This is a genomic window from Citrobacter sp. wls718 (assembly GCF_005280945.1).
GTDB classification, from domain to species: Bacteria; Pseudomonadota; Gammaproteobacteria; order Enterobacterales; family Enterobacteriaceae; genus Citrobacter; species Citrobacter gillenii.
This window is the reverse complement of the sequence record NZ_SZWV01000102.1, coordinates 244,864-267,184: the sequence shown is the minus strand read 5'-3', so window position 1 is coordinate 267,184 and position 22,321 is coordinate 244,864. Positions and strand designations below refer to the sequence as shown.

Annotated in this window: 24 protein-coding genes and 3 tRNA genes; 12 read left to right on the top strand and 15 right to left on the bottom strand. The window is 52.0% G+C overall.

Annotated features, from left to right (window positions below):
- Window positions 1-46 precede the first annotated feature (46 nt).
- From opgB to FDW95_RS19910, 6 genes are all read right to left on the bottom strand, one after another.
- A complete protein-coding gene (gene opgB, locus FDW95_RS19935) occupies window positions 47-2,338 on the bottom strand; it encodes a phosphatidylglycerol--membrane-oligosaccharide glycerophosphotransferase (protein WP_137363590.1) in 2,292 nt (763 codons plus the stop codon).
- Between the two features lie 235 nt (window positions 2,339-2,573).
- Complete coding sequence (locus FDW95_RS19930) at window positions 2,574-3,062, bottom strand: DUF2501 domain-containing protein (RefSeq protein WP_115259538.1); 489 nt, start codon at window positions 3,060-3,062, stop codon at window positions 2,574-2,576.
- A gap of 68 nt (window positions 3,063-3,130) precedes the next feature.
- Complete coding sequence (gene dnaC / locus FDW95_RS19925; RefSeq protein WP_096758423.1) at window positions 3,131-3,868, bottom strand: DNA replication protein DnaC; 738 nt, start codon at window positions 3,866-3,868, stop codon at window positions 3,131-3,133.
- A gap of 2 nt (window positions 3,869-3,870) precedes the next feature.
- Window positions 3,871-4,410, bottom strand: coding sequence for a primosomal protein DnaT (dnaT, locus tag FDW95_RS19920; protein ID WP_115259537.1), 540 nt, complete (start codon window positions 4,408-4,410; stop codon window positions 3,871-3,873).
- A 122-nt stretch (window positions 4,411-4,532) separates the two neighbouring features.
- Complete coding sequence (locus tag FDW95_RS19915; protein ID WP_096758421.1) at window positions 4,533-5,006, bottom strand: threonine/serine exporter; 474 nt, start codon at window positions 5,004-5,006, stop codon at window positions 4,533-4,535.
- Window positions 4,997-5,773 carry a threonine/serine exporter ThrE family protein gene (locus FDW95_RS19910; RefSeq protein WP_138140550.1) on the bottom strand — a complete coding sequence of 259 codons (777 nt, stop codon included), beginning with the start codon at window positions 5,771-5,773 and terminating at the stop codon, window positions 4,997-4,999. The genes FDW95_RS19915 and FDW95_RS19910 overlap by 10 nt, the downstream gene beginning before the upstream one ends.
- Window positions 5,774-6,229: 456 nt before the next feature.
- On the opposite strand from FDW95_RS19910, the gene FDW95_RS19905 reads away from it, so the two are divergent.
- Both FDW95_RS19905 and bglJ read left to right on the top strand, forming a co-directional pair.
- Entirely contained in the window at window positions 6,230-6,955 is a 726-nt protein-coding gene (locus FDW95_RS19905) for a LuxR C-terminal-related transcriptional regulator (protein WP_115259536.1), read from the top strand.
- Window positions 6,916-7,593, top strand: a complete 678-nt coding sequence (gene bglJ, locus FDW95_RS19900) for a DNA-binding transcriptional activator BglJ (RefSeq protein ID WP_115259535.1) — start codon at window positions 6,916-6,918, stop codon at window positions 7,591-7,593. The genes FDW95_RS19905 and bglJ overlap by 40 nt, the downstream gene beginning before the upstream one ends.
- 54 nt (window positions 7,594-7,647) lie before the next feature.
- Here the strand turns inward: bglJ and FDW95_RS19895 are convergent, their stop codons facing one another.
- The 3 genes from FDW95_RS19895 to FDW95_RS19885 form a co-directional block, all read right to left on the bottom strand.
- The gene (locus FDW95_RS19895) at window positions 7,648-8,106 is read right to left on the bottom strand and encodes a YbaK/EbsC family protein (RefSeq protein WP_115259534.1); all 459 of its coding nucleotides are present in this window, start codon (window positions 8,104-8,106) and stop codon (window positions 7,648-7,650) included.
- 155 nt (window positions 8,107-8,261) lie between these two features.
- Window positions 8,262-9,059 carry a siderophore-iron reductase FhuF gene (gene fhuF / locus FDW95_RS19890; protein ID WP_115259533.1) on the bottom strand — a complete coding sequence of 266 codons (798 nt, stop codon included), beginning with the start codon at window positions 9,057-9,059 and terminating at the stop codon, window positions 8,262-8,264.
- A gap of 119 nt (window positions 9,060-9,178) precedes the next feature.
- On the bottom strand, window positions 9,179-10,243 hold the full coding sequence (locus FDW95_RS19885) for a diguanylate cyclase (RefSeq protein WP_115259532.1): 1,065 nt from the start codon (window positions 10,241-10,243) through the stop codon (window positions 9,179-9,181).
- A gap of 255 nt (window positions 10,244-10,498) precedes the next feature.
- On the opposite strand from FDW95_RS19885, the gene FDW95_RS19880 reads away from it, so the two are divergent.
- Window positions 10,499-10,735 (top strand): DUF1435 domain-containing protein, encoded by a 237-nt coding sequence (locus FDW95_RS19880; RefSeq protein ID WP_223240169.1) that lies wholly within the window; start codon window positions 10,499-10,501, stop codon window positions 10,733-10,735.
- 39 nt (window positions 10,736-10,774) lie between these two features.
- Here the strand turns inward: FDW95_RS19880 and FDW95_RS19875 are convergent.
- The 4 genes from FDW95_RS19875 to rsmC form a co-directional block, all read right to left on the bottom strand.
- Window positions 10,775-10,860, bottom strand: a tRNA-Leu gene (locus FDW95_RS19875).
- A gap of 34 nt (window positions 10,861-10,894) precedes the next feature.
- A tRNA-Leu gene (locus FDW95_RS19870) sits at window positions 10,895-10,980 on the bottom strand.
- Between the two features lie 29 nt (window positions 10,981-11,009).
- Window positions 11,010-11,096 (bottom strand) — tRNA-Leu (locus tag FDW95_RS19865).
- A gap of 137 nt (window positions 11,097-11,233) precedes the next feature.
- Complete coding sequence (rsmC, locus tag FDW95_RS19860; RefSeq protein ID WP_115259530.1) at window positions 11,234-12,265, bottom strand: 16S rRNA (guanine(1207)-N(2))-methyltransferase RsmC; 1,032 nt, start codon at window positions 12,263-12,265, stop codon at window positions 11,234-11,236.
- Window positions 12,266-12,420: 155 nt separating this feature from the next.
- Between rsmC and FDW95_RS19855 the strand changes: the two genes are divergently transcribed.
- The 8 genes from FDW95_RS19855 to FDW95_RS19820 all read left to right on the top strand — a co-directional run bounded on the left by FDW95_RS19855 (window position 12,421) and on the right by FDW95_RS19820 (window position 18,805).
- Window positions 12,421-12,834 carry a DNA polymerase III subunit psi gene (locus FDW95_RS19855; RefSeq protein WP_096758412.1) on the top strand — a complete coding sequence of 138 codons (414 nt, stop codon included), beginning with the start codon at window positions 12,421-12,423 and terminating at the stop codon, window positions 12,832-12,834.
- Complete coding sequence (rimI, locus tag FDW95_RS19850) at window positions 12,803-13,249, top strand: ribosomal protein S18-alanine N-acetyltransferase (RefSeq protein WP_096758411.1); 447 nt, start codon at window positions 12,803-12,805, stop codon at window positions 13,247-13,249. Before FDW95_RS19855 ends, rimI begins: the two co-directional genes overlap by 32 nt.
- A gap of 14 nt (window positions 13,250-13,263) precedes the next feature.
- A complete protein-coding gene (gene yjjG, locus FDW95_RS19845) occupies window positions 13,264-13,944 on the top strand; it encodes a pyrimidine 5'-nucleotidase (protein WP_096758410.1) in 681 nt (226 codons plus the stop codon).
- Between the two features lie 92 nt (window positions 13,945-14,036).
- The gene (prfC, locus tag FDW95_RS19840) at window positions 14,037-15,626 is read left to right on the top strand and encodes a peptide chain release factor 3 (RefSeq protein ID WP_115259529.1); all 1,590 of its coding nucleotides are present in this window, start codon (window positions 14,037-14,039) and stop codon (window positions 15,624-15,626) included.
- Window positions 15,627-15,931: 305 nt separating this feature from the next.
- Window positions 15,932-16,549, top strand: a complete 618-nt coding sequence (gene osmY, locus FDW95_RS19835) for a molecular chaperone OsmY (protein ID WP_115259528.1) — start codon at window positions 15,932-15,934, stop codon at window positions 16,547-16,549.
- 126 nt (window positions 16,550-16,675) lie between these two features.
- Window positions 16,676-16,837 carry a DUF1328 family protein gene (locus FDW95_RS19830; protein WP_003019081.1) on the top strand — a complete coding sequence of 54 codons (162 nt, stop codon included), beginning with the start codon at window positions 16,676-16,678 and terminating at the stop codon, window positions 16,835-16,837.
- Between the two features lie 121 nt (window positions 16,838-16,958).
- Window positions 16,959-18,032 (top strand): patatin family protein, encoded by a 1,074-nt coding sequence (locus FDW95_RS19825; RefSeq protein ID WP_096758407.1) that lies wholly within the window; start codon window positions 16,959-16,961, stop codon window positions 18,030-18,032.
- Entirely contained in the window at window positions 18,029-18,805 is a 777-nt protein-coding gene (locus FDW95_RS19820; RefSeq protein WP_115259527.1) for a metal-dependent hydrolase, read from the top strand. Before FDW95_RS19825 ends, FDW95_RS19820 begins: the two co-directional genes overlap by 4 nt.
- A gap of 79 nt (window positions 18,806-18,884) precedes the next feature.
- On the opposite strand, the gene FDW95_RS19815 is transcribed toward FDW95_RS19820, so the two are convergent.
- Together FDW95_RS19815 and FDW95_RS19810 are read right to left on the bottom strand one after the other, a co-directional pair.
- Window positions 18,885-19,748 (bottom strand): YjjW family glycine radical enzyme activase, encoded by an 864-nt coding sequence (locus FDW95_RS19815; protein ID WP_115259526.1) that lies wholly within the window; start codon window positions 19,746-19,748, stop codon window positions 18,885-18,887.
- Window positions 19,720-21,270 carry a YjjI family glycine radical enzyme gene (locus FDW95_RS19810; protein ID WP_137363589.1) on the bottom strand — a complete coding sequence of 517 codons (1,551 nt, stop codon included), beginning with the start codon at window positions 21,268-21,270 and terminating at the stop codon, window positions 19,720-19,722. The genes FDW95_RS19815 and FDW95_RS19810 overlap by 29 nt, the downstream gene beginning before the upstream one ends.
- 261 nt (window positions 21,271-21,531) lie before the next feature.
- Here FDW95_RS19810 and deoC point away from each other — a divergent pair, with 261 nt between their 5' ends.
- On the top strand, window positions 21,532-22,311 hold the full coding sequence (deoC, locus tag FDW95_RS19805) for a deoxyribose-phosphate aldolase (RefSeq protein ID WP_181883348.1): 780 nt from the start codon (window positions 21,532-21,534) through the stop codon (window positions 22,309-22,311).
- Window positions 22,312-22,321: the final 10 nt, after the last annotated feature.

Below are 22,321 nucleotides of genomic sequence, written 5' to 3'. Positions count from 1 at the left end.
TAAGGTTGCCATGCAGCGCCCGGAGGTGTGTTGGGCGCTGTTTTTTTTATCCTTGCAGGTCCACGATTTTGATTTCAACCATTCCGATCCCCAGCTTACGCGGAGAGTGGCCCAGAATGTTGCCCTCGTTGGTAGCGACGGGATCGGGTGGGATAATGACCAGCGTGTCGGCGTCTGCTGGGTTATCAAAATGCAGCGTGGTGGTGCTGACGTCATGGCTTAACACCAGCGTTTGTTCCTCGTTGCCGATGCGTACCGGGATGGGACGATTGGCGTTGTCACCGAACGCTTTGGCAGTGATCACCAGATCGAATTTCTTCGGTAACGGGGCGTTGTATTCGATCTTTACCTCGTCACTCAGCTGCGCGTTGGACCAGCGCCCCCAGGATTCGGGGCGCGAAATCCCGCTAAATTGTTTCACCTCTTCTGGCGCGCCGGCCACGTTAAAGACGAAGCTGTCGGCCTTGTAGCGAATATCGTTATCGACAATTTTCAGCGTATCGACGTTACCTTTGTAGCGCTCCATGTCGATCACCGTGTCTTTAAACGCGGTTTTACCTTGCCATTTGGCTTTATCGACGTGTTGTACAATTTGTTGCCCGCCCAGTTGCCCTTGTGATACACACCAGTCGGTGGAGAGCGCCAGTTCCGGTGCCCACAGTTGGGCCATTTTGTAGCAGCGGTCTACCCAGACAAAGTTATCGCGCGGGGCGAAATCCGCCAGCTGGAAGCGCAGCGGGGCAGAGTATTCACTTTCCGGCAGTGGCTCAACGCGTTGCTCCGACACGCGCAGCAGCAGCGGCAGGCGGAAGTGACTGCCGGAGAACGCGATCATGCTTTTGTCCGTGTCGACGGTGAATGCTTTCATCTCTTTGGGGAAATTCCACAGGCGAATAATATCGGGCTTCCAGGCCAGCATTTTCTCTTTGATATTCAGGAATACTTCTGACACGGACTCGCTCGACAAGCTACTGTGTCCTAGACCGATAAAGTTATCGCCGCCGAGAATATCCAGGACAGTCGCGCCGTTATCCATCGTGTTGCGTTTCACCGCCAGCGTATCCTGCTGCGGCTTGTCGCCGCGTAGCACGAAGAACAGGTTGTTACGATCCTGCTTGTTCAGGTATTTCCAGGCGGTGTTGTTCATCGCCAGATGATCGGAGGACACTACAATAACGGTATCTTTAAACCACGGTGACGCTTTGATCTTATTAATAAACGCGGCAATGTTTTCCTGACTACAGCTGACTGCGCTAAATGACTGATTGGCTTTGCCATCGATGTCATAGCGTTTGCGGTTGCAGGTGCGCGAAATAAATCCATCCGGGTGATGAGTATCGACCGTCAGGGTAAACAGTGAAAAACGTTGACCAGACTGTGAAAGCTCTTCGAATTTTTTCCACGCTTCATCGAGGACGGTATCGTCGTAAAAGCCCCAGTCATTACGATAGGCCGGGTCCGCTACTACGCCTTTTAACTCTTCTGCGCCGTACAGATGATCAAAACCATGGGATTTCAGGAACACGTCTTTCCCGGCAAAGCGCAGATTTGCGCCCTGTACAAAGACGTTTTGATAGCCGGAGTTCTTCAGGATGTCGCCCAGGCAAATATTGTTTGGAAAGAAGCTGGAAACTGATGCCGAGGCGTTACCTTCAAACGGGGCAAACAGCGGAATGCCGCACTGTGAAGCGACCATGCCGGCGATGGTGTAATCCGTTCCCGGCAGCTGCATAGTATTGCTGAAATCCATCCCTTCGTTTTTTAATGCCCCGAGCTCCGGGGTCAGATCCGGGAATGCATCATTGTTAAAATAGGTGCGTTCCAGGCTTTCGCCGTAGATATATACCAGGTTCAGCTTCGGGTTGGGAATGGTTTTTGACGGCTCTTTGTAATACGCCGCAAAATCCGGGTCGCCATCGCGCGACTGGGATTTCACCAGTTCGGTTATCTGATGAAACGCCGGGCTGGCATCCACAGACGCCAGCGCCAGCAGCAGAGCCAGCAGGCTGTAACTCACGTGATGAGGATGGTGGCGACGACGGCGAAGCACCCAACCCAGCGCGCCAAACACGGTGGCCAGCGCCAGTGCAATCCCAATGCCGGGCAGAACATATTTGCCAATGCCCGCGCCGGTCAGACTGTTGGTCAACGTGTACAGAACTGCATCGTTGATGCCGTCGCCGGTGAAATAGTCGCTGGCATACAGCGTGATATTCAGGACAATAAAAATCCCCAGCACCGTTAACGTGGCGGCAAACCACCAGGTGTTGCGACCCGCTTTCCAGGCGTAAATCAACACCGACGCGAGAAACAGAGTGATGGAGAATAATTCAGACAACGGACGATCCTCAGTAAGCCGGGTAAATACCTGGCAGGCTAATCATTTCTGGAAAGTACAATGTAATAGCGTTGTTACATTGCTGCAATTGTAGTGACATTTAATTACGTTGTTATTCAGAATTGGTTTAGATATGCAGGGTGTTTAAGGGGATTACTGATTATTTTGAGGAATGTTTGCGGGACATAAATTGATACCGCGCAGGCTGTGAAAAACCGTGCGCGGCATTTGTACATCAGGAAATGAAGTTCATACCCTGTTTTAACACCAGATCGCAGGCCTTGGTTTTGACTTGCTTTGCCAGCGAGCTGTTACCAATCGTATCCAGATTAAGCTGTTGACCATCTTTGGCATTGAGCATGCCCTGAATGCCGTCCAGATAGTTGGTGTCTTTTTTCTGCTCCGTTGCGCCCAGGCCTAGTTTATCCAGCACCTGATTTTTGACGTTTTCGGTATCGGTGACCGAAGCCAGTTTCTGTTTCGCACAATATTCCAGAATCCCGGCTGCGTTGTTCATACTGCTGGACGTGAGCGACTGATTACTGCCGAGCAGGCTGGTCAGGGAAGAAAGTGAGCTGCTGCTCTGAGAGCCAGAGGTTTGCTTACTCAGTTCGCCAGCCGCGCTGGAGAGTGAATCCTGCCAGGAGGCGGCGAAAACGCTGGTGGAGATCAGCGTGCTGGCGGCAACCGCACAGCACAGAAATCGTTTTGTTGCTTTCATCATTATCATTATAGGTAACTCGTGTTATGCCTTTTCAGCGCAGTATAGCGCTGCTGATGTTAGGAATGGTCTCAATACTCTTTGCCTGTCACTCGGCTGCGATAACTTTCCCAGTTAAAAATCACCCACAGGCTATTGCCGAGCCGCATACGATCCATCACGCGCTCACCCAGCAGTTTGTTCATTTCATCTATATTGCTGTTTGTCAGCATGCCGGTCGGTCGCTTGGAGGAAGAGCGGCGATCGACGATCTGGTTGATGATCACTTTTTCATAGCGCGATTCGGTCTGCATGCCGATCTCGTCGATCACCAGCAGATCTACGTTGCTGAGATCGTTGAGCAGCTGTTCTTCGCTGGTTTCACGATTGCTGAACGTCTCTTTCATTGCCGACATAATGTCTGCCACGGTAATGATCAGCACTGACTTGCCGCGCAGCAGCAGTTCGTTGCAGATGGCGGCAGCCAAATGGTTTTTTCCGGTGCCAGGTTTGCCGGAGAAGATAAAGCTGGCGATATTGCCATCAAACTCTTCGACGTACTGACGGGCTTTGCTCAGGGCATTCATTTGTCCTTCGCACTCGACCCGATAGTTCTCAAACGAGCAGTTCTGGTGCAGCGGACGGATACCGGAGCGGTTAAACGTGCGCTGCATTTTCATGGCCCGGTTCTCGCGCGCCAGCGCCGCGGCATGAATTTCACCTTGTTCTTTTTGCCACGCCAGCAGTTCCTCGCCCGTTTTGAATGCGGGCTCGACATTGGGCGGCATCATTTTTTGCAGACGTTTCATCAGGTCGCCAACGTTTTTCATCGTTATCCTCTAAAACCCGGTGGAATATGACTGTCAGGTTCGCTGACACTGTTAACATCACGTTTGGGCATTCCGCCATTGCTGGCCCGGCCAATTTGTACGCTACGCGCGAGTTTTTGCTGCCACTGAACATGGTGAAAGATCTTGCCTTCTGCCTGCCAGTAGGCCACAAACGCGGCCAGCTCTTCGGCGGTGACCGGTTCTCTGAGCGCGATGCCCCATAGCGCGGCCTGTCGCTGAAAGTCAGCATCGGGCTGCCAGTCAGCGTACATCGGAAATTTCCCCATCGGTACGACAACAGGTGCCGCTTGCGGCTCTTCGTAAAATTGCGCATCCAGCGTGATATCGCTTCCCGGACGTGACAGCTTCTCTTCGAGCGCCAGTAGTTCGGCCAGACGCGCAGGGGTTACGGCATAAAACGCGGGCGCATTATTGGCGAAAACGGCCACTGCGCCACCTGCTGACTTTGCCAGCACGGCCTGGTGATCGTGTAATAAGGCGTCAATACCGACGACGTCCGGAGTCAAAATTTTACAGGGCATAATGTTTCTCAATACTGAACAACAACCGAGAAGGGGACTGCTTTTATAGTAACACAGAGAAGAAGGAGAGCAGCAGGATGAGGGTGATTCCCCATCCGCTATGGTATTAAGCAGGTGCACCGTCACACGCGCGGGCGTTTGCGATACAGCCATAATCCCGGTACGGAAAGCCCGATGGACAGAGCCCCCACGATGGACGAGGCTTTCAGGAAGTTAGTCAGCAGGGTAATCATCAGCTCTTCGCTGTAACCGAAATGACCGATTTTTACCGCAGAGATCATCGCTGTGTATGCAGAGATCCCCGGAAACATGGGGATTACTGCCGCGACGGTAAAGACTTTCGGGTGCGCCAGATACCAGCGTGACCATTGGATCCCGATGCAGCCAATCAGTAATGATGCCATAAAGGTTGACCATTCGATATTGAGCCCCGCGGTCATCATCACCATGCGTGAACCGTGCCCAAGCGCGCCGAGCAGGGCACACCAGGGGAGCGCCCGATGCGGTACGTTAAAGACCATGGCGAATCCGACAGCCGGAATTGCAGACAGGATCATGTCCTGCAGCAGGGCAAAAATGAAATCAATTACACCCATCCGCGTAACCCCCACAGAGTCATCGACATCACTACACCAACGCAGGTTGCTAGCGTGAGCAGGCTGGCAATGGCCCAGCGCGCCAGCCCGGTATTTATGTGCCCTTTAAACATATCTGCGACCGCGTTAATCAATGGGAAACCTGGAACCAGCAGCAGCACGCTGGCCGCCATGGCAACCGTCGGCGTGTGATTAAACGTCGGCAACGTCAGCAGCAGACCGGAAATGGTGGTGGCGACAAAAGCGGTGACGCAAAAGTTAATTTGCGGATGCAAATGCCGGGAGGCCAGAATCTGGCGGATATACATGGCAATCATGCTGGCAAAAAAGGTAATAACCGCCCCATCCCATCCGCCATTATTCAGCTTACAAAAGCAGGCGCAGGACAGGCCGACCATCAATGAAACCAGCCATCGAGGGTAGCGCAGCGGTTTAATCTGACTAAAGCGTTTCTCCACGCCTTTGCCGTCCAGCAGCTTATGCTCGGCCAAAATGACGATGTGCTGAACTTCGGTTACGACGTGCATATTGATGCCGCGATCCTGATTTTTTCGGGTCGATGTCAGGCATTGTCCGTCTTTAATGGTGGTCAGGACGATAGCGTTAGAGGAGATGGCGCTTTCTACGCTATCCATACCAAGCGCCAGGCCGAGGCGGGTAGAGAGTTCGTCAACCAGCGCGCTTTCCGCTCCGTGTTGCAATAAAAAAAGTCCGCATTGTATACATAACCGTGTAACCGTTCGCTGTGACGACTGCTCTGTTTGCATGGCTCGCTCTGACTGAAAAGATGCACTCTGGATAACGACTGTCTTCTTTTTATCATGAAGCATGATCCCGCTGGCTCTGGCTAAGATCAATCTTTGTGTTGAAAAAAGAGGCAGAGCGGTGAGTTTTGCCGATGTACGGCTCTCTTTTCTATGCTATAGGGTTAACTTCCCTGGTGCGGTTATTCCTGTGTGCAGCAATTACGTAAGTAGCGCTAATAAATTAATGTAGATATTTTAATTGTACAATTAATGTTCCTCTAAGTGATTATGTCAGGATGGTTTTATAGTGTGATGCTATTAGGATTGTAGTGTCATCACTTTTTCATATATTTAAAATAAAAACCAAGGATAAACAATTCATACTGTCTATCTTTTTTACCTGCTGTCTTATTGTTTTTTTATTTATGAAAGAATTTCAGGTGAACAAGATTGCGGACAGGTGAATATGGAGGATTTATGTTGCCAGGACGCTGCAAGAACGCAATTATCATTAGTAAATTACCAATCATACAAACTGGGCTTAAAGGGGTGATGCAAGGGCAGTTCTCTGATTATGAACTGACGTATTGTCGCTCCGTAGAAGAACTAACTTTGCTGCAGTTGCGCTGCTCTGACCTGGTGATAGCTGACTTAACCAGGGACTGTAGTAATCCGCGTGCAATCTGCGATCAATACTATTCTTTACTGTCTCAATATCGCGATATCCACTGGGTTTTTCTCGTTTCACGCCTGTTTTATCCTCTGGCTGTTGAGTTGCTCATGTGTCCTGTCAGCTCACTCTTATCTGATGCGGAACCCATTGAGAGTCTGGTGAATGTTATTCATTCGGGAAATACCCGGGCCGAGAGAATCAGTAAGGTGCTGCTCTCTCCGCCAATTATCCCTGAATTACAGGATCACAGCGCTCGGTCAATTGTGCTCACCCTTTCTGAAAGAAAAGTGTTACGGCTACTCGGAAAAGGTTGGGGAATTAACCAGATTGCGATGTTACTAAAGAAAAGTAATAAAACAATTAGCGCGCAAAAAAATAGCGCGATGCGTTGTTTATCAATCCATAGCAATGCAGAAATGTATGCATGGATAAACAGTTCTCAAGGAGCACGAGAGCTGAACTTACCTTCAGTTTATGGAGAGACCACGGAATGGAAAGCAGAAATAACAAAAGCAATGTTGCACTGGTAGAAAAGTGCGCAATGAGTCGTGTAGGTATTAAGAGTTTATTTAATACCATGCCAGATAGCCCATACCATCTTTATCAGTTTTCTAATCAGCCGACCTTTAGCCAGCAAATGTTAAAAACATCTTTTTCTGCGGTCATTTTTTCACTTTCAGCGTTAAGAGCGGATCGCCGCGCAGGGCTGGTCTACCTGACGGAACTGGCGGTCAATTACCCGCGTATCCGGCGCGTGGTGATCGCTGATGATGATGCTGAAGTGCGATTAATTAGCTCGCTTTCCCCGCTGCCGCTGGATGGGGTCATCAGCAAAGCATCATCATTGGATGTATTACAGGAAGGGCTACTCGCAGCCTTGAATTGCGCCAAACGGGGAGTCGAAGGGACAAAAAATCACTGGTTTGTTAACCAAAACCGTATGTTAAGCCCTACTGAGCGCGAAATACTGCGTTTTATGTCGAATGGATACTCGATGCCGCAGATCGCCATTCAGCTTGAACGGAACATTAAAACCATTCGGGCGCATAAATTTAACGTGATGTCTAAACTGGGTGTGAATTCTGACGCCGGACTCCTGGATGCCGCTGATATTCTGCTGTACCTGCGTGCCGGGGAGCCAGCGCCTTTTCTCCATGCGGTTTCGTAACGGGGCGATTACGCGTGTGCCGGATTCACTCTCCGGCACCAGGGTGGGTATTCGTTACTGACAGACATCAACCCAGGTAGCAGAAGTCAGTTCAGCCATTCTGTCTGGCGTGATACGCACTGCGCTGTGCGTGGCACCAGCTGCGGGTAGGACTTCAGCGTAATGCTTCAGGGAGATATCACAGTAGACTGAAATGGGGGTCTCCAGTCCAAAAGGGCAGACGCCACCAACCGGATGTCCCGTTGCGTTGACCACTTCATCACTACTCAGCATGCGGGCTTTCGCGCCAAACGTACCTTTTAGCTTCTTATTATCCAGACGGGCATCGCCTTTGGCGACGACCAGGATAATGTCATTTTTTACTTTTAGAGAAAGCGTTTTAGCGATCTGTCCGGGTTCAACATTGTGGGCTTTCGCTGCCAGATCGACGGTGGCCGTGCTCTGGTCCAGTTCAATGATTTCAATATCCGGGGCATGTTCCGCCAAAAATTGCCGTACTGATTGCAAACTCATTCTTCTCTCCCGATAGCGTATGCGCAGTTCTGCACGGCAGAAAACCGCATGGCGTAATTTGTCACAGGGGAAGCGTGGCTGTAAATATTTTATTGTTACAACAAAGCAACATCAGCAGGACGTTTAAGACGAGCGGCGAGGGGGAGGATTCTCGCTTATTTCAGCGTACAGTCGCCGCATTGCTGGACGTCTGGCAGACGGTAGCGCTGGCAGCAGGTTCTGCGGACTAACAGCCCGTCACGTGGCACCACGGTGCGCCAGAGTGGATTATCCTCGCCACAGGTGAGTTGTTTCTCAAAGAAGCAGGCCTGGCGCAACGCTGCCAGTAGTTCATCACCCAGCAGCGGCTTCATCTCTGTCAAATACCAGTGAATTAAGTATCCGGTATTGCTCCAGATAAGCTTGCCGTTAATCTCTCCCGTTGCTTCCAGCGCCCGGACAACCGGCGTCAGTGCAGAAAGAATCAGTGTTTCCATCCGCTGCTGTGGTGAGCGGGCGCTGGTCTGCCTGTCGGGGTGAACGTCTATCCAGAAGCAGGCTGCACGACCCGTTTCGTGAAACTCGACGTGCATATGTTCGGGTGCAACATCAATGGCGTCTTTTTGCGTCAGCAGCGCCACCATCAGCGGGGGCATCATCAGGCCGATATACCACTGTGCCCAGAGTGAAATCAGCGGTTTGTTTTCACGAGTTAACGTGGGCTGATTGCGATAGATATGATCGGAATAAACTGCCAGGAGTGAACGCAGCGTGGCGGGTTGGGCCCATTCATGCAGCGTCATGGCACCTTGTGGCGGTGTTTCATCAAGACGAATGAAGTCCAGTAGGTGCTCACGGGTTTGAGCAATGGTTGCACGCACTGAATCGGCCAGCGACGGCATCTCCGTAGGGAGGTGGCTGCGCCAGATGACATCTTCAACGATTTCAACGATCGGTGCGGAACGATAAGCCATAGCTATATAAGGATGTTAATCTAAATGATAATGATTTCTAATCCTATAGGCGAGGGCTGGCTATGGCAAGATCTTTGTCGTGGTGTCGGGAGGCAGCGCACGGATAGCGTAGGCAGGGGTTAGTTTATCCGCAGTTCATCGCTGACTAGCGTGTTATTGCGTCCCTGATTTTTGGCTTCGTAAAGGGCTTTATCCGCTTTGCTTATTGCGGCATCAATATCCTGATCCACCAACGGCGCAATGCCGATGCTGACGGTCACGTTGGTGGCCACGTTTTCGTTAAACATGTGGGGAATTTTAAGATCGTAGACTTTCTGGCGAATACGCTCGGCGGCGGCCTGTGCCTGCTGCGGATCGACTGCTGTCAGTAAAACCATAAATTCCTCGCCGCCAAAGCGTGCCACCACATCCCGTGAGCGTACGGAATCCCGAATGGCGGCGGAAACACGGATCAGCGCCTGGTCACCCATCATATGCCCGTAATGGTCGTTATAGGCTTTGAAATGGTCGATATCCAGCAGCAGCACGTAATGCTTCGCGTTGCTCAGGGCCAGCAGCGTATCGAGTCGGTGTTGCAGTCCCCGGCGATTATACAGCCCGGTTAACGGGTCGAGCATACTGAGACCGTTTAGCGTTTCCCGTTCTTCCAGTAGCTTGTACATCAGTTGCTGAGCAAAACCGTCATAGCGCTTTTGTATCACGTGCTGAATGGCGATCCCGGCCATCGGCAGCGCCATAAAATAGATCACGCGCAGTCCATGTTCGCTGCCGTTCAGCCACAAGCAGACGGCAACGGAGGGGAGTGAATGGAAGGTAAAGGCGATGATATTATTGGCAAAAGCAATTGATCCAATAAACAGTACGCTGAGCAGCGCTATCAATAGAAAAGAATAATCATTATGACCTAGTGCGTTATATTTCAAGGAAATATGTAATGCCCACAACAAGCCAAAAGCGAGTGAAATAAAAGGAAGATTAATTCGTTTATCCGCATATTTCCCATGCCATGCCAGCAACAGTGTACTCATCACGAGTATCGTCAACGCCGGTTCTGATAACGCTTTAACGGCAAAAAGTGGAAAAAAGAGTGTAAACAGTGCGGAGACTGCGTTGAGCAGCAGAAACAGTCGTAAAGAGAGTTGATATTTTTTGGTGCGTAGCGTTCGCCAGGATTGTACTGTCATAGGTAAATGTTGTTATTTATCTGCTATATACGAAGGTGTGTTGGTAAATAAAACAAATAACGAACGAGGTATCATTAGCCGGGGTCTTTATTGTTTTTAGTTGAAAAGCTAACCGGCGAGCAATTTATCACCTTAAATTATTCATGTCATCAATCGTTAAGTAAAACTCATATAATTGATAGTACTTCCCCGCTGACAAATGAGAAAATATATCATATGATATTGGTTATCATTATCAATGTCATAGGTAAAACCATGTTGCAACGTGCGCTGGGCAGTGGATGGGGTGTGCTGCTGCCGGGGATATTCATTGCGGGTCTGGCTTTTACTGACCTGTCAGTTCACGCATGGAAAGCGATGATTGTATTAGGATTACTGTTAACTTCACTGATGCTGTACCACAAGCGTTTACGGCATTATGTTTTACTGCCTTCATGCGCAGCAGTGATCGCCGGTGTGGTTCTGATGATGATGAACTGGAATCAGGGATGAACAAAGCAAGGAAGATAATCGAGAGGAAAATAAGATAATTGGTGCGAGGGGGGGGACTCGAACCCCCACATCCTAAGGACACTAACACCTGAAGCTAGCGCGTCTACCAATTCCGCCACCTTCGCACAGTCATCTTACTTTTTTTTGATATCGCCTCGTTGGTGCGAGGGGGGGGACTCGAACCCCCACATCCTAAGGACACTAACACCTGAAGCTAGCGCGTCTACCAATTCCGCCACCTTCGCCCAGTGCGAGCAATATCAAACGTGGATTATGGTGCGAGGGGGGGGACTTGAACCCCCACGTCCGAAAGGACACTAACACCTGAAGCTAGCGCGTCTACCAATTCCGCCACCTTCGCATACCATCGACACTCAAAAAGTATCGTTACCACGGAGGCGCATTCTAGTGGTTTTCAACTTTTCGTCAATAGCTAATTACGCGGTCTGGGTTGATTGGCGCAAAAACGGCCACGTACATGGCCGTGAGTGATTTCCGTTAGGCTTTCTTTGCCTGGCGGGTCATTACCGTGCGATACACCTTAAAACGACCGGTCTGGGCGATGACTTCATGGAAGCCAAACATCTCATCCAGAATTTTCGGGTACGGCAGGAAGGCGTTGGCCACAATACGCAGTTCACCGCCGCTGTTAAGATGACGCACCGCGCCGCGAATCAGAGTTTGTGCGGCATCGAGGCTGGTTTGCATCCCGTCGTGGAACGGCGGGTTGGAGATGATCATGTCAAAGCGACCGGTCACGTCAGAAAAAACGTTGCTGGCGAAGACATCGCCTTCAATTCCGTTTGCCGCAAGCGTAGCTCGGCTGGCTTCAACCGCGGATGCACTGACATCACACAGGGTCAGTCGCACTTTCGGTGAATGACTGGCTAAGGCTACGGAGAGAACACCCGCCCCGCAACCGACATCCAGCACTTTACCTTTGGTGTGCGGCGTCAGGGTTGAGAGCAGCAGTTGGCTGCCGACATCCAGGCCGTCACGACTGAACACGCCCGGCAGCGTTTTGATGGTCAGGTTGTCGACGCTGTACTCGTCCCAGTATTTTTCGGCATCAAAGACCGGCTGTTTTTCCAGGCGACCGTGATAGAGACCACAGCGGCGTGCGCTGTCGATTTTATTCAGTGGCGCGAATTCGGCCAGCATCTGCTCCGCGCTGCGTACACCGCTGCGGTTCTCGCCAACGACAAAAATATCGGTGCCGACTGGCAGCAGCGACAGAATGTTCATCAGTTGGAACTGGGCTTCCGGCTTATTCTTCGGCCAGTAATAGATCAGCGTATCGCTGTCCGCAACGTCTTCGGCCTGGGCTACGAGGCTAAAGCGTACGTTATCGCCCATCTGGCGGTTTAACACCTGCCAGTGGTGGAGTTGTTGGGTATGTGCGCGGTTGGCGGCACTTTCGAAGTGGGCAGGCAGGTCATCCTGCAAATCACCGGCAAACAGAATACGGCTTTGTTCGAAATCATCACTGTGGCGCAGCAAGACTTCACTTGCCGGGGTAAAAGCAGACATGGAATGCTCCTCAATTTATACAGGTTGCGATTATATACACAAAATCAGTCAAGCTGAATCAAGGCGGCCTGCGGGATGTCGTGTATCGTTGTTTGTTGGCGTAGATTCGACAGATTTGCTATATTTGCGCCCCTGATAGACAGGAGTGTTTCGCTATGACATCCCGACGAGACTGGCAGTTACAGCAACTGGGCATTACGCAGTGGTCGCTGCGCCGTCCTGGCGCACTGCAAGGGGAGATCGCGATTTCCATTCCTGCGCACGTCCGTCTGGTGATGGTCGCGGCGGAGCCACCCGCGTTAACCGAACCGTTGATGAACGATATTTTACGCGCATTGACCGTCAGTGCGGATCAGGTTTTACAACTGACGCCAGACCGTGTCGCCATGCTGCCGCAAGGCAGTCGCTGTAATAGCTGGCGGCTGGGAACCGAAGAGCCTCTGCAACTGGATGGCGCTCAGGTCACCAGTCCTGCGTTTAATGAATTACGGGAAAACCCAGCGGCACGCGCCGCCTTATGGCAACAAATCTGCGCATATGAACACGATTTCTTCCCTCAATCCGACTGATTTACCCGCAGCATTTCAGATTGAAAAACGCGCCCATGCTTTTCCATGGAGCGAAAAAACATTTGCCAGCAACCAGGGCGATCGCTATCTCAACTATCAGTTAACCGTTGATGGAACGATGGCCGCCTTTGCGATAACGCAGGTCGTGCTGGATGAAGCCACGCTGTTCAACATTGCCGTCGATCCTGATTTTCAGCGACGGGGACTGGGACGTGAGCTACTGGAGTACCTGATCGACGAGCTGGAAAAACGCGGCATTCTGACGCTGTGGTTAGAAGTTCGCGCCTCGAACGCTGCGGCGATTGCGCTGTACGAAAGCCTGGGCTTTAACGAGGCGACGATCCGCCGCAATTACTACCCGACAGCCGACGGCCACGAAGACGCCATTATTATGGCATTGCCAATCAGTATGTAAGACAAGGTGTAATGATGAAGAAGTGGGACTGGATTTTCTTTGATGCCGACGAAACGCTGTTCACATTTGACGCGTTTACCGGCCTACAGCGGATGTTTCTTGACTACAGCATTACCTTTACCGCTGAGGATTTTCAGGACTACCAGGCCGTGAATAAACCGCTGTGGGTGGATTATCAAAACGGTGCGATCACCTCATTACAACTGCAGCATGCCCGTTTCCTGAGCTGGGCTGAGCGTCTGAACGTGCCGCCTGGGTCGCTCAATGATGCGTTTATTAATGCGATGGCAGAAATCTGCTCTCCGTTGCCAGGTGCGGTGTCGCTGCTGAATACGATTCGTGGCAAAACGAAAATCGGTATTATTACCAACGGGTTTACCGCGTTGCAGCAAATCCGTCTTGAACGCACCGGTCTGCGCGATTACTTTGACCTGATGGTTATTTCTGAGCAGGTTGGTGTAGCAAAACCCGACCCGCGTATTTTTGATTATGCGCTGGAGCAGGCGGGCAATCCCGAACGCTCCCGCGTGCTGATGGTGGGTGACACGGCGGAGTCCGATATTCTGGGTGGCATCAATTCCGGGCTATCAACCTGCTGGCTAAATGCGCACCAACGCGAACAGCCGGTGGGCATTCAACCGACCTGGACCGTGGCTTCATTAAGCGAACTGGAACAACTCCTGTGTAAACACTGATTGCCTCCCCCCCATTGATGGGTAAAATAGCCGCAATTTTTCGTATTCAACATGCGTGACGTAGAGCCGCGCTTACTCAAGAAGATTGAACTATGACGTTGTCTCCTTATTTGCAAGAGGTGGCCAAACGCCGCACCTTTGCCATTATTTCTCACCCGGATGCCGGTAAAACGACGATCACCGAAAAGGTGCTGTTATTCGGACAGGCAATCCAGACCGCCGGTACCGTTAAAGGCCGCGGCTCTAACCAGCACGCGAAATCAGACTGGATGGAGATGGAAAAGCAGCGTGGTATCTCTATTACCACCTCTGTGATGCAATTTCCGTATCATGACTGCCTGGTAAACCTGCTGGATACCCCAGGGCACGAAGACTTCTCGGAAGATACCTACCGTACGCTGACGGCGGTGGACTGCTGCCTGATGGTTATCGACGCCGCGAAAGGTGTAGAAGACCGTACCCGTAAGCTGATGGAAGTAACGCGTCTGCGCGATACGCCGATCCTGACGTTCATGAACAAACTCGACCGTGATATCCGCGATCCGATGGAGCTGCTGGATGAAGTCGAAAACGAACTGAAAATTGGCTGCGCGCCAATTACCTGGCCGATTGGCTGCGGTAAATTGTTCAAAGGTGTTTACCACCTGTATAAAGACGAAACTTATCTGTACCAGACCGGTAAAGGTCACACTATTCAGGAAGTCCGTATTGTTAAAGGCCTGAATAATCCGGAGCTGGATGCCGCCGTCGGTGAAGACCTGGCGCAGCAGCTGCGCGACGAGCTGGAACTGGTGCAGGGCGCGTCTAACGAGTTCGACCAGGAATTGTTCCTCGCCGGTGAAATCACTCCGGTGTTCTTCGGAACCGCGTTAGGTAACTTCGGCGTTGACCATATGCTTGACGGTTTGGTGGAGTGGGCGCCTGCGCCTATGCCGCGCAAAACCGACACCCGCATCGTTGAGGCATCTGAAGAGAAATTCACCGGTTTTGTGTTTAAAATTCAGGCCAATATGGACCCGAAACACCGCGACCGCGTGGCGTTCATGCGTGTGGTTTCCGGCAAGTACGAGAAAGGCATGAAAATGCGTCAGGTGCGCATTGGTAAAGACGTAGTGATCTCTGATGCGCTGACCTTTATGGCGGGTGACCGCTCTCACGTGGAAGAAGCCTACCCGGGCGATATCCTCGGTCTGCACAACCACGGCACTATTCAGATTGGCGACACCTTTACTCAGGGTGAGATGATGAAGTTCACCGGTATTCCGAACTTCGCGCCGGAACTGTTCCGTCGTATTCGCCTGAAAGATCCGTTGAAGCAAAAACAGCTGCTGAAAGGGCTGGTACAGCTGTCTGAAGAAGGTGCGGTGCAGGTCTTCCGTCCAATTGCCAACAACGACCTGATCGTCGGTGCCGTTGGTGTGCTGCAGTTTGACGTCGTCGTTTCCCGCCTGAAAAGCGAATACAACGTTGAAGCGATCTACGAATCGGTCAACGTGGCGACCGCGCGCTGGGTAGAATGCTCAGACGTGAAGAAATTCGAAGAGTTTAAGCGTAAAAACGAAATTCAGCTGGCGCTGGATGGCGGCGATAACCTGACTTATATCGCCCCGACCATGGTTAACCTGAACCTCACCCAGGAACGTTATCCGGACGTGACGTTCCGTAAAACTCGCGAACACTAATCGGCCTTCCAGGGTGCGGCTTATGCCGTGCCCTGCGACTTTCCCTGCCTTATTAATCCCTTACGGAATGTTCTTAAATCCCGCACTTTTTCCTCATTTTGCCTATTTTTTGACCGTATTTGTCTGCGACATAAAAATTGTGATCTATATTTAACAATGTGATGACATAAGTATCGGCTTTAAATTCTACGTTACTTTCTCATCTTAGTTGTTTTAGCTGATATTTATTTTGATTACGAGATTAGTTGCTGGCTCAGCCCGATAAGCGGCAGAGCATCGATATGAGCAAAAAAAGGATTAAATCGATGACAATGACAAAACTGAAGATCTCAAAAACGCTGCTGGCTGTGATGCTGACGTCTGCTGTTGCCACGGGGTCTGCATTTGCAGAAAACGCGACCACCGATAAAGGGCAATCCGGTCTTGAAAGCGCAGGGCAGAAAGTTGATAGCTCGATGAATAAAGTCGGCGATTTCATGGATGACAGCTCCATTACCGCAAAAGTGAAAGCCGCGCTGGTCGATCACGAAAGCATTAAGAGCACCGATATCTCGGTTAAAACAGACCAGAAAGTGGTCACGTTAAGCGGATTTGTTGAAAGCCAGGCGCAGGCAGAAGAAGCGGTAAAAGTGGCGAAAGGCGTTGAGGGAGTTACCTCCGTGAGCGACAAACTGCACGTGCGTGACAGCAAAAGCACTTCTGTAAAAGGCTATGCGGGCGATACGGCAACCACCAGTGAAGTCAAAGCCAAATTGCTGGCTGATGACATCGTTCCTTCTCGCAAAGTGAAAGTGGAGACCACCGATGGCGTGGTTCAGCTTTCAGGCACCGTTGACTCACAGGCGCAAATCGAGCGCGCTGAGAGTATCGCCAAAGCCGTTGATGGCGTGAAAAGCGTTAAAAACGACCTCAAAACTCAGTAATTCGACTTAATTCGCCAACCTGATATTTGTCGGAAGGCGCGTTGTGCACCACACTAAAATATCGCAATGGGCGGCCTGAGCGCCCATATCAAGCGGTTGACATTAACTATGGTAAAGGAGAAGCGTATGTTTCGTTGGGGCATCATATTTCTGGTTATCGCGTTAATTGCCGCCGCTCTGGGCTTTGGTGGACTGGCGGGTACCGCTGCAGGTGCAGCGAAAATTGTCTTCGTGGTGGGGATTATCTTGTTCCTGGTCAGCCTGTTTACCGGGCGTAAACGACCCTAGTTGGTAAACCGTAAAGAAAAATTGCTACTCAGCCAGTCCAGCGGACTGGCTTTTACGGTTTTAGTGATACGTAATTTGCGTTACTTTGTCGCTCTATCATAAAAAAAACAGGAAGGCAGAGGTGGGGCAGAGAATACCCGTCACGCTCGGTAATATTGCGCCGTTATCGTTACGTCCGTTTCAACCCGGCAGCATGGCGCTGGTGTGCGAGGGCGGAGGGCAAAGAGGCATTTTTACCGCGGGCGTGCTGGACGAGTTTATGCGCGCGCAGTTTAATCCTTTTGATCTCTTCTACGGGACGTCCGCTGGTGCGCAAAACCTGTCGGCCTATCTCTGTAACCAGCCGGGTTACGGGCGCAAAGTGATTATGCGCTACACCACCCGACGTGAATTCTTTGACCCGGTGCGGTTTGTGCGCGGGGGAAATCTCATCGATCTCGACTGGCTGGTAGAGGCCACCGCCGCGCAGATGCCGCTGGCGATAGACCATGCCGAACAGTTATTTGCCGCGGGAAAAGCGTTTTACATGTGCGCCTGTCGCGGAGATGACTACACGCCGGGTTATTTTTCGCCGAACCGACAAAACTGGCTCGACCTTCTGCGTGCGTCCAGCGCCATTCCTGGATTTTATCGTAGCGGGGTAGCGCTGGACGGCGTGAACTATCTGGACGGTGGGGTCAGTGACGCCATCCCCGTTCAGCAGGCGGTAAAGCAGGGGGCCAAAACGCTGGTGGTGATCCGCACCGTGCCCTCGCAAATGTACTACACCCCGCAGTGGTTCAAACGCATGGAACGTTGGCTGGGGGAAAGCAGCCTGCAACCGCTGGTCAATCTGGTGCAGCATCATGAGGCCAGCTACCGCGCCATTCAGAGTTTTATTGAAAAACCGCCGGGTAAGCTGCGTATCTTTGAGATCTATCCGCCCAAGCCGCTCCACAGTATGGCGCTGGGAAGCCGAATTCCGGCCCTGCGGGAAGACTATAAAACCGGACGCCTGTGCGGACGTTACTTTTTGGCGACCGTCGGTAAACTGTTGGCGAAAAACACACCGTTGCCCCGCCAGACGCCGAAGATTATGGTGCCTGGACCGGTGGTGGTCCCTCCGGCACCGGTTGCCAACGATGCCCTTATACCGGTGGTGGCCGATGCACCTCAGGCCAACGACACGACGTTTAGCCATGAGGATCTGGCGTGAGCTATCGGTTTATCGATACGCATTGTCATTTTGATTTTCCGCCGTTCACCGGCGACGAACCTGCCAGCATTCAGCGGGCAATTGAAGCCGGTGTGAGCCGCATTATTGTGCCGGCGACCGAGGCGGCGAACTTTTCCCGCGTGCTGGCGTTGGCGCAAACCTACCCCCCGCTATTTGCAGCTCTGGGTTTACATCCGATTGTGATTGAACATCATGACGATGATGCCCTGGACCAGTTGCAACAGGCGCTGGAAAAGCGTGTACAGAAGGTGGTGGCGGTAGGGGAGATAGGACTGGATTTGTATCGTGATGATCCGCAGTTCGACAAGCAGGAAAGGATGCTGGACGCGCAGCTTCAACTGGCGAAGCGCTACGAACTGCCGGTGATCCTGCATTCACGACGTACTCATGACAAACTGGCGATGCACCTTAAGCGCCATGCGCTACCGCGTACCGGCGTAGTGCATGGCTTTGCCGGAAGCTTGCAGCAGGCGGAACGCTTTGTGCAGCTGGGATACAAAATTGGCGTGGGCGGAACCATTACCTATCCCCGAGCCAGCAAAACGCGCGAGGTGATGGCGCGGCTGCCGCTGGGATCCTTGCTGCTGGAAACCGATGCGCCGGATATGCCGCTCAACGGCTTTCAGGGTCAGCCCAATCGCCCGGAGCAGGTCACCAGGGTGTTTGAAGTATTATGTGAGCTGCGCCCGGAGCCCGCAGAGGTCATCGCCGAGGCGTTGTATCGCAATACGACGGCATTGTTTACGGTGTGATTGTTGAGTGCCGGATGGCGTATCCGGCCGACAAAAGTGTGCGCTCCGTAGGCCTGATAAGCGAAGCGCATCAGGCATTTCACAGGTACAGCGCCGGGAAAATCACATTATTCACACCGCGTTCGCGCAGTCCTTGCGCCAGTTGCTCCACGTCCTCTGGCGTCGCGCTCGGCCAGGCTTTGGCTTCACCATACACGCCATGCGCATGAAACGCGTTAAGCCGCACGGGGATGTTGCCCAGGCGGTGAATAAACGCGGCCAGCGCATCAACGTGCTGCAGGTAATCAACGTGTCCGGGAATGACCAGCAGGCGAAGCTCCGCCAGTTTTCCCCGCTCGGCCAGAAAGAGAATACTGCGCTTGATTGCCGCGTTATCGCGCCCGGTGAGCTGTAAATGACATGCGCTGTCCCAGGCTTTTAAATCTAGCATGACACCATCGCAAACCGGCAGCAGCTTCTCCCAGCCGGTTTCACGCAGCATGCCGTTGCTGTCCACCATGCAGGTCAGGTGTTGCAGGTGCGGATCGGCTTTGATCGCTGAGAACAGCGCAATCACGAAAGGAAGCTGCGTTGTCGCCTCACCGCCGCTCACGGTTATCCCTTCAATAAACAACGATGCCTTACGAATGTGATGCAGCACCTCATCGACGCTCATCGTCTGCGTCATTGGCGTGGCCTGCTGCGGGCACATTTGTAGGCAGGTGTCGCACTGCTGGCAAATATCGGACTGCCACCACACTTTTCCCGCACTCAGACTTAAGGCGTCATGTGGACAATGCAGTACGCACTCCCCGCAATCGTTGCATCGCCCCATCGTCCACGGATTGTGGCAATTTTTACAGCGCAGATTGCACCCTTGCAGGAACAGTGCCAGGCGACTGCCCGGCCCGTCGACGCAGGAGAAAGGGATCAGCCTACTTACTGAAGCGCATCTGCTGTTCATGACTCATCACGCGAGGTTGACGTTCCAGAATGCGAGTATTGCGAGCGGCCTCTTCGCCCAGCCAGGTGGTGTTGGTGCGTGAGCCTTCGGCACGGTATTTTTCCAGATCCGACAGTCGCACCATATAACCGGTGACGCGGACCAGATCGTTACCGCTGACGTTGGCGGTAAATTCACGCATTCCGGCTTTAAACGCGCCCAGGCAAAGCTGTACCAGCGCCTGTGGGTTACGCTTGATGGTTTCATCCAGCGTGAGGATGTCGCTGATCCCTGCGTGATAATACGCGTGATGCGGGGCCACGGTTTGCAGATGAGTAATAGGATCCGGCTCGTCGCCATACGGCAGACGCGCGCCCGGCGTGGTGCCAATGTCTGAACTGATCCCCGACTGCGCATGCAGCATCGCCCGCTGCTGCCAGCCGTATTTCACCGGTGTGTTGGCCACAAAGTCGGCAAGCTGGGCGCTGATCCGATAGCCCATCTCATTAGCGCTCTCATCTTTGCCGTAGCGTGCGTTCAGCCCGGCCTTCTCACACAGCAGGTTTACCGCCTCCGCCAGGCCGTACATACCAAACATCGGCACAAAACGTTCGGGATCAATCAACCCTTCCTGCACCAGGAAGCTATTCTCAAAGAAATGTGATTTCTCATAGAGGAATTCACACCGTGAATCAATGATGGCAATTTGCTGCTGGCAATAGTGCGGTAGGGTGTGCGTAAAGAAGTCATCGATAGAGGTGCTGCGCTCTGCGATGGCTTTCAGATTCAGCCTAACCAGCGTACTTCCGCCGCCCGCCAGCGGCAGCGAGTTGTAACAACTGACGACGCCATAATGGCCTTTTGTGAAAATTTTATCATTTTCAGGGCCGTTGGAAATATGTGGTTTACTGCATTCGCAAATATTTTGCGCCACGTTTAACAGCAGGTCGTCAGGTGTGATTTGTGGATCATAAATAAAGGTAAGATTAGGCGAAACCTGCTTTAACTCTGCATCTGCACGTAAAATGGCGCGGGTGATCGGCGTATCGGTCGGGCCAATATTGGCATGCATAAAGGCGTCTGGCAGGGTTCTGTCGAGATACCGCCAGAAACGTTTTATTCGAATATCGATCTCTTCTTGTGTTAGAATTCTAACATACGGTTGCAGCAGGGCATCGAGCTGACCAAGGTACACCGGCATCGACGTCACTGACGGAACATGGTGGTACAGAATGGTGAGCAAGGATAAGGCGTCATCAAGATCCTGTGCACCTTCCAGCTCCAGCCAGGCTGAACCGTTGGCCAGAAAATGCGCATAATTGGGCAAAACATAACGTGGTTTGAACGGGGCATGACCTTCGTACATATCGCAGATAACCCCGTCATCCAACGCTTGGCGTGCTTCAGCAGGCAACTGCGGATAAGGCAGTGCGTTTTCTGCCTCCAGCGCCAGAAAGTGGCGTTTCTGCTCAGGGCTGAGCACCGGACTGGTCACGATTTGTTGGCAGCGCTGTTGCAGCGCGAGTTCGCTTGAAGTGGGCATCGTCGATTCCTTTATGTGCCGAAGGTTAAGCAACATTGTAGGAAGCAACCGATCCTCAACCTTTGATCCGGATGCGCCTGATGCCATCGCTTCTCGCCAGTAAAGCTCGATTATTTGAAGTGGATCTCATTAGAGTAATGCAAATCTGTATGTGGTTTTCATTAACTGTGATGTATATCGAAGTGTAATAGCGAGCGGATGTTAGAATACTAACAAACTCGCAAGGTGAAATTTTATACGGCGATGCCGTTGGAGAATGTTATGACCGATTTAACAGCAAGCAGCCTGCGTGCCCTGAAACTGATGGACCTGACCACCCTGAATGATGACGACACCAACGAAAAAGTGATCGCGCTGTGTCATCAGGCAAAAACCCCAGTGGGTAACACGGCGGCAATCTGTATCTATCCGCGTTTCATCCCTATTGCGCGTAAAACGCTGAACGAGCAGGGCACGCCGGATATCCGTATTGCAACGGTAACCAACTTCCCGCACGGCAACGATGACATCGATATTGCGCTGGCAGAAACCCGCGCAGCGATTGCCTACGGCGCAGACGAAGTTGATGTGGTATTCCCGTATCGTGCGCTGATCGCCGGTAATGAGCAGGTCGGTTTTGACCTGGTGAAAGCCTGTAAAGAAGAGTGTGCAGCGGCAAACGTGCTGCTGAAAGTGATCATCGAAACCGGTGAACTGAAAGAAGAAGCGTTGATTCGCAAAGCATCTGAAATCTCCATCAAAGCAGGGGCTGATTTCATCAAGACCTCTACCGGTAAAGTCCCGGTTAATGCGACGCCGGAAAGCGCACGCATCATGATGGAAGTGATCCGCGATATGGGCGTTTCGAAAACCGTTGGTTTCAAACCGGCTGGCGGCGTGCGTACTGCGGAAGACGCGCAGCAATTCCTCGCCATTGCTGATGAACTGTTTGGCGCAGACTGGGCGGATTCCCGTCACTATCGCTTTGGCGCATCCAGCCTGCTGGCAAGCTTGCTGAAGGCGCTGGGTCACGGCGACGGTAAGAGCGCAAGCAGCTACTAAGTTTTTATTG

Coding starts and splice junctions, on each gene's coding strand:
- FDW95_RS19930 (WP_115259538.1), bottom strand. CDS start 3,062: ATGATGAAAGCAACAAAACGATTTCTGTGCTGTGCGGTTGCCGCCAGC.
- dnaC (WP_096758423.1), bottom strand. CDS start 3,868: ATGAAAAACGTTGGCGACCTGATGAAACGTCTGCAAAAAATGATGCCG.
- dnaT (WP_115259537.1), bottom strand. CDS start 4,410: ATGCCCTGTAAAATTTTGACTCCGGACGTCGTCGGTATTGACGCCTTA.
- FDW95_RS19915 (WP_096758421.1), bottom strand. CDS start 5,006: ATGGGTGTAATTGATTTCATTTTTGCCCTGCTGCAGGACATGATCCTG.
- FDW95_RS19910 (WP_138140550.1), bottom strand. CDS start 5,773: ATGCAAACAGAGCAGTCGTCACAGCGAACGGTTACACGGTTATGTATA.
- FDW95_RS19905 (WP_115259536.1), top strand. CDS start 6,230: ATGTTGCCAGGACGCTGCAAGAACGCAATTATCATTAGTAAATTACCA.
- bglJ (WP_115259535.1), top strand. CDS start 6,916: ATGGAAAGCAGAAATAACAAAAGCAATGTTGCACTGGTAGAAAAGTGC.
- FDW95_RS19895 (WP_115259534.1), bottom strand. CDS start 8,106: ATGAGTTTGCAATCAGTACGGCAATTTTTGGCGGAACATGCCCCGGAT.
- fhuF (WP_115259533.1), bottom strand. CDS start 9,059: ATGGCTTATCGTTCCGCACCGATCGTTGAAATCGTTGAAGATGTCATC.
- FDW95_RS19885 (WP_115259532.1), bottom strand. CDS start 10,243: ATGACAGTACAATCCTGGCGAACGCTACGCACCAAAAAATATCAACTC.
- FDW95_RS19880 (WP_223240169.1), top strand. CDS start 10,499: ATGTTGCAACGTGCGCTGGGCAGTGGATGGGGTGTGCTGCTGCCGGGG.
- rsmC (WP_115259530.1), bottom strand. CDS start 12,265: ATGTCTGCTTTTACCCCGGCAAGTGAAGTCTTGCTGCGCCACAGTGAT.
- FDW95_RS19855 (WP_096758412.1), top strand. CDS start 12,421: ATGACATCCCGACGAGACTGGCAGTTACAGCAACTGGGCATTACGCAG.
- rimI (WP_096758411.1), top strand. CDS start 12,803: ATGAACACGATTTCTTCCCTCAATCCGACTGATTTACCCGCAGCATTT.
- yjjG (WP_096758410.1), top strand. CDS start 13,264: ATGAAGAAGTGGGACTGGATTTTCTTTGATGCCGACGAAACGCTGTTC.
- prfC (WP_115259529.1), top strand. CDS start 14,037: ATGACGTTGTCTCCTTATTTGCAAGAGGTGGCCAAACGCCGCACCTTT.
- osmY (WP_115259528.1), top strand. CDS start 15,932: ATGACAATGACAAAACTGAAGATCTCAAAAACGCTGCTGGCTGTGATG.
- FDW95_RS19830 (WP_003019081.1), top strand. CDS start 16,676: ATGTTTCGTTGGGGCATCATATTTCTGGTTATCGCGTTAATTGCCGCC.
- FDW95_RS19815 (WP_115259526.1), bottom strand. CDS start 19,748: ATGAACAGCAGATGCGCTTCAGTAAGTAGGCTGATCCCTTTCTCCTGC.
- FDW95_RS19810 (WP_137363589.1), bottom strand. CDS start 21,270: ATGCCCACTTCAAGCGAACTCGCGCTGCAACAGCGCTGCCAACAAATC.
- deoC (WP_181883348.1), top strand. CDS start 21,532: ATGACCGATTTAACAGCAAGCAGCCTGCGTGCCCTGAAACTGATGGAC.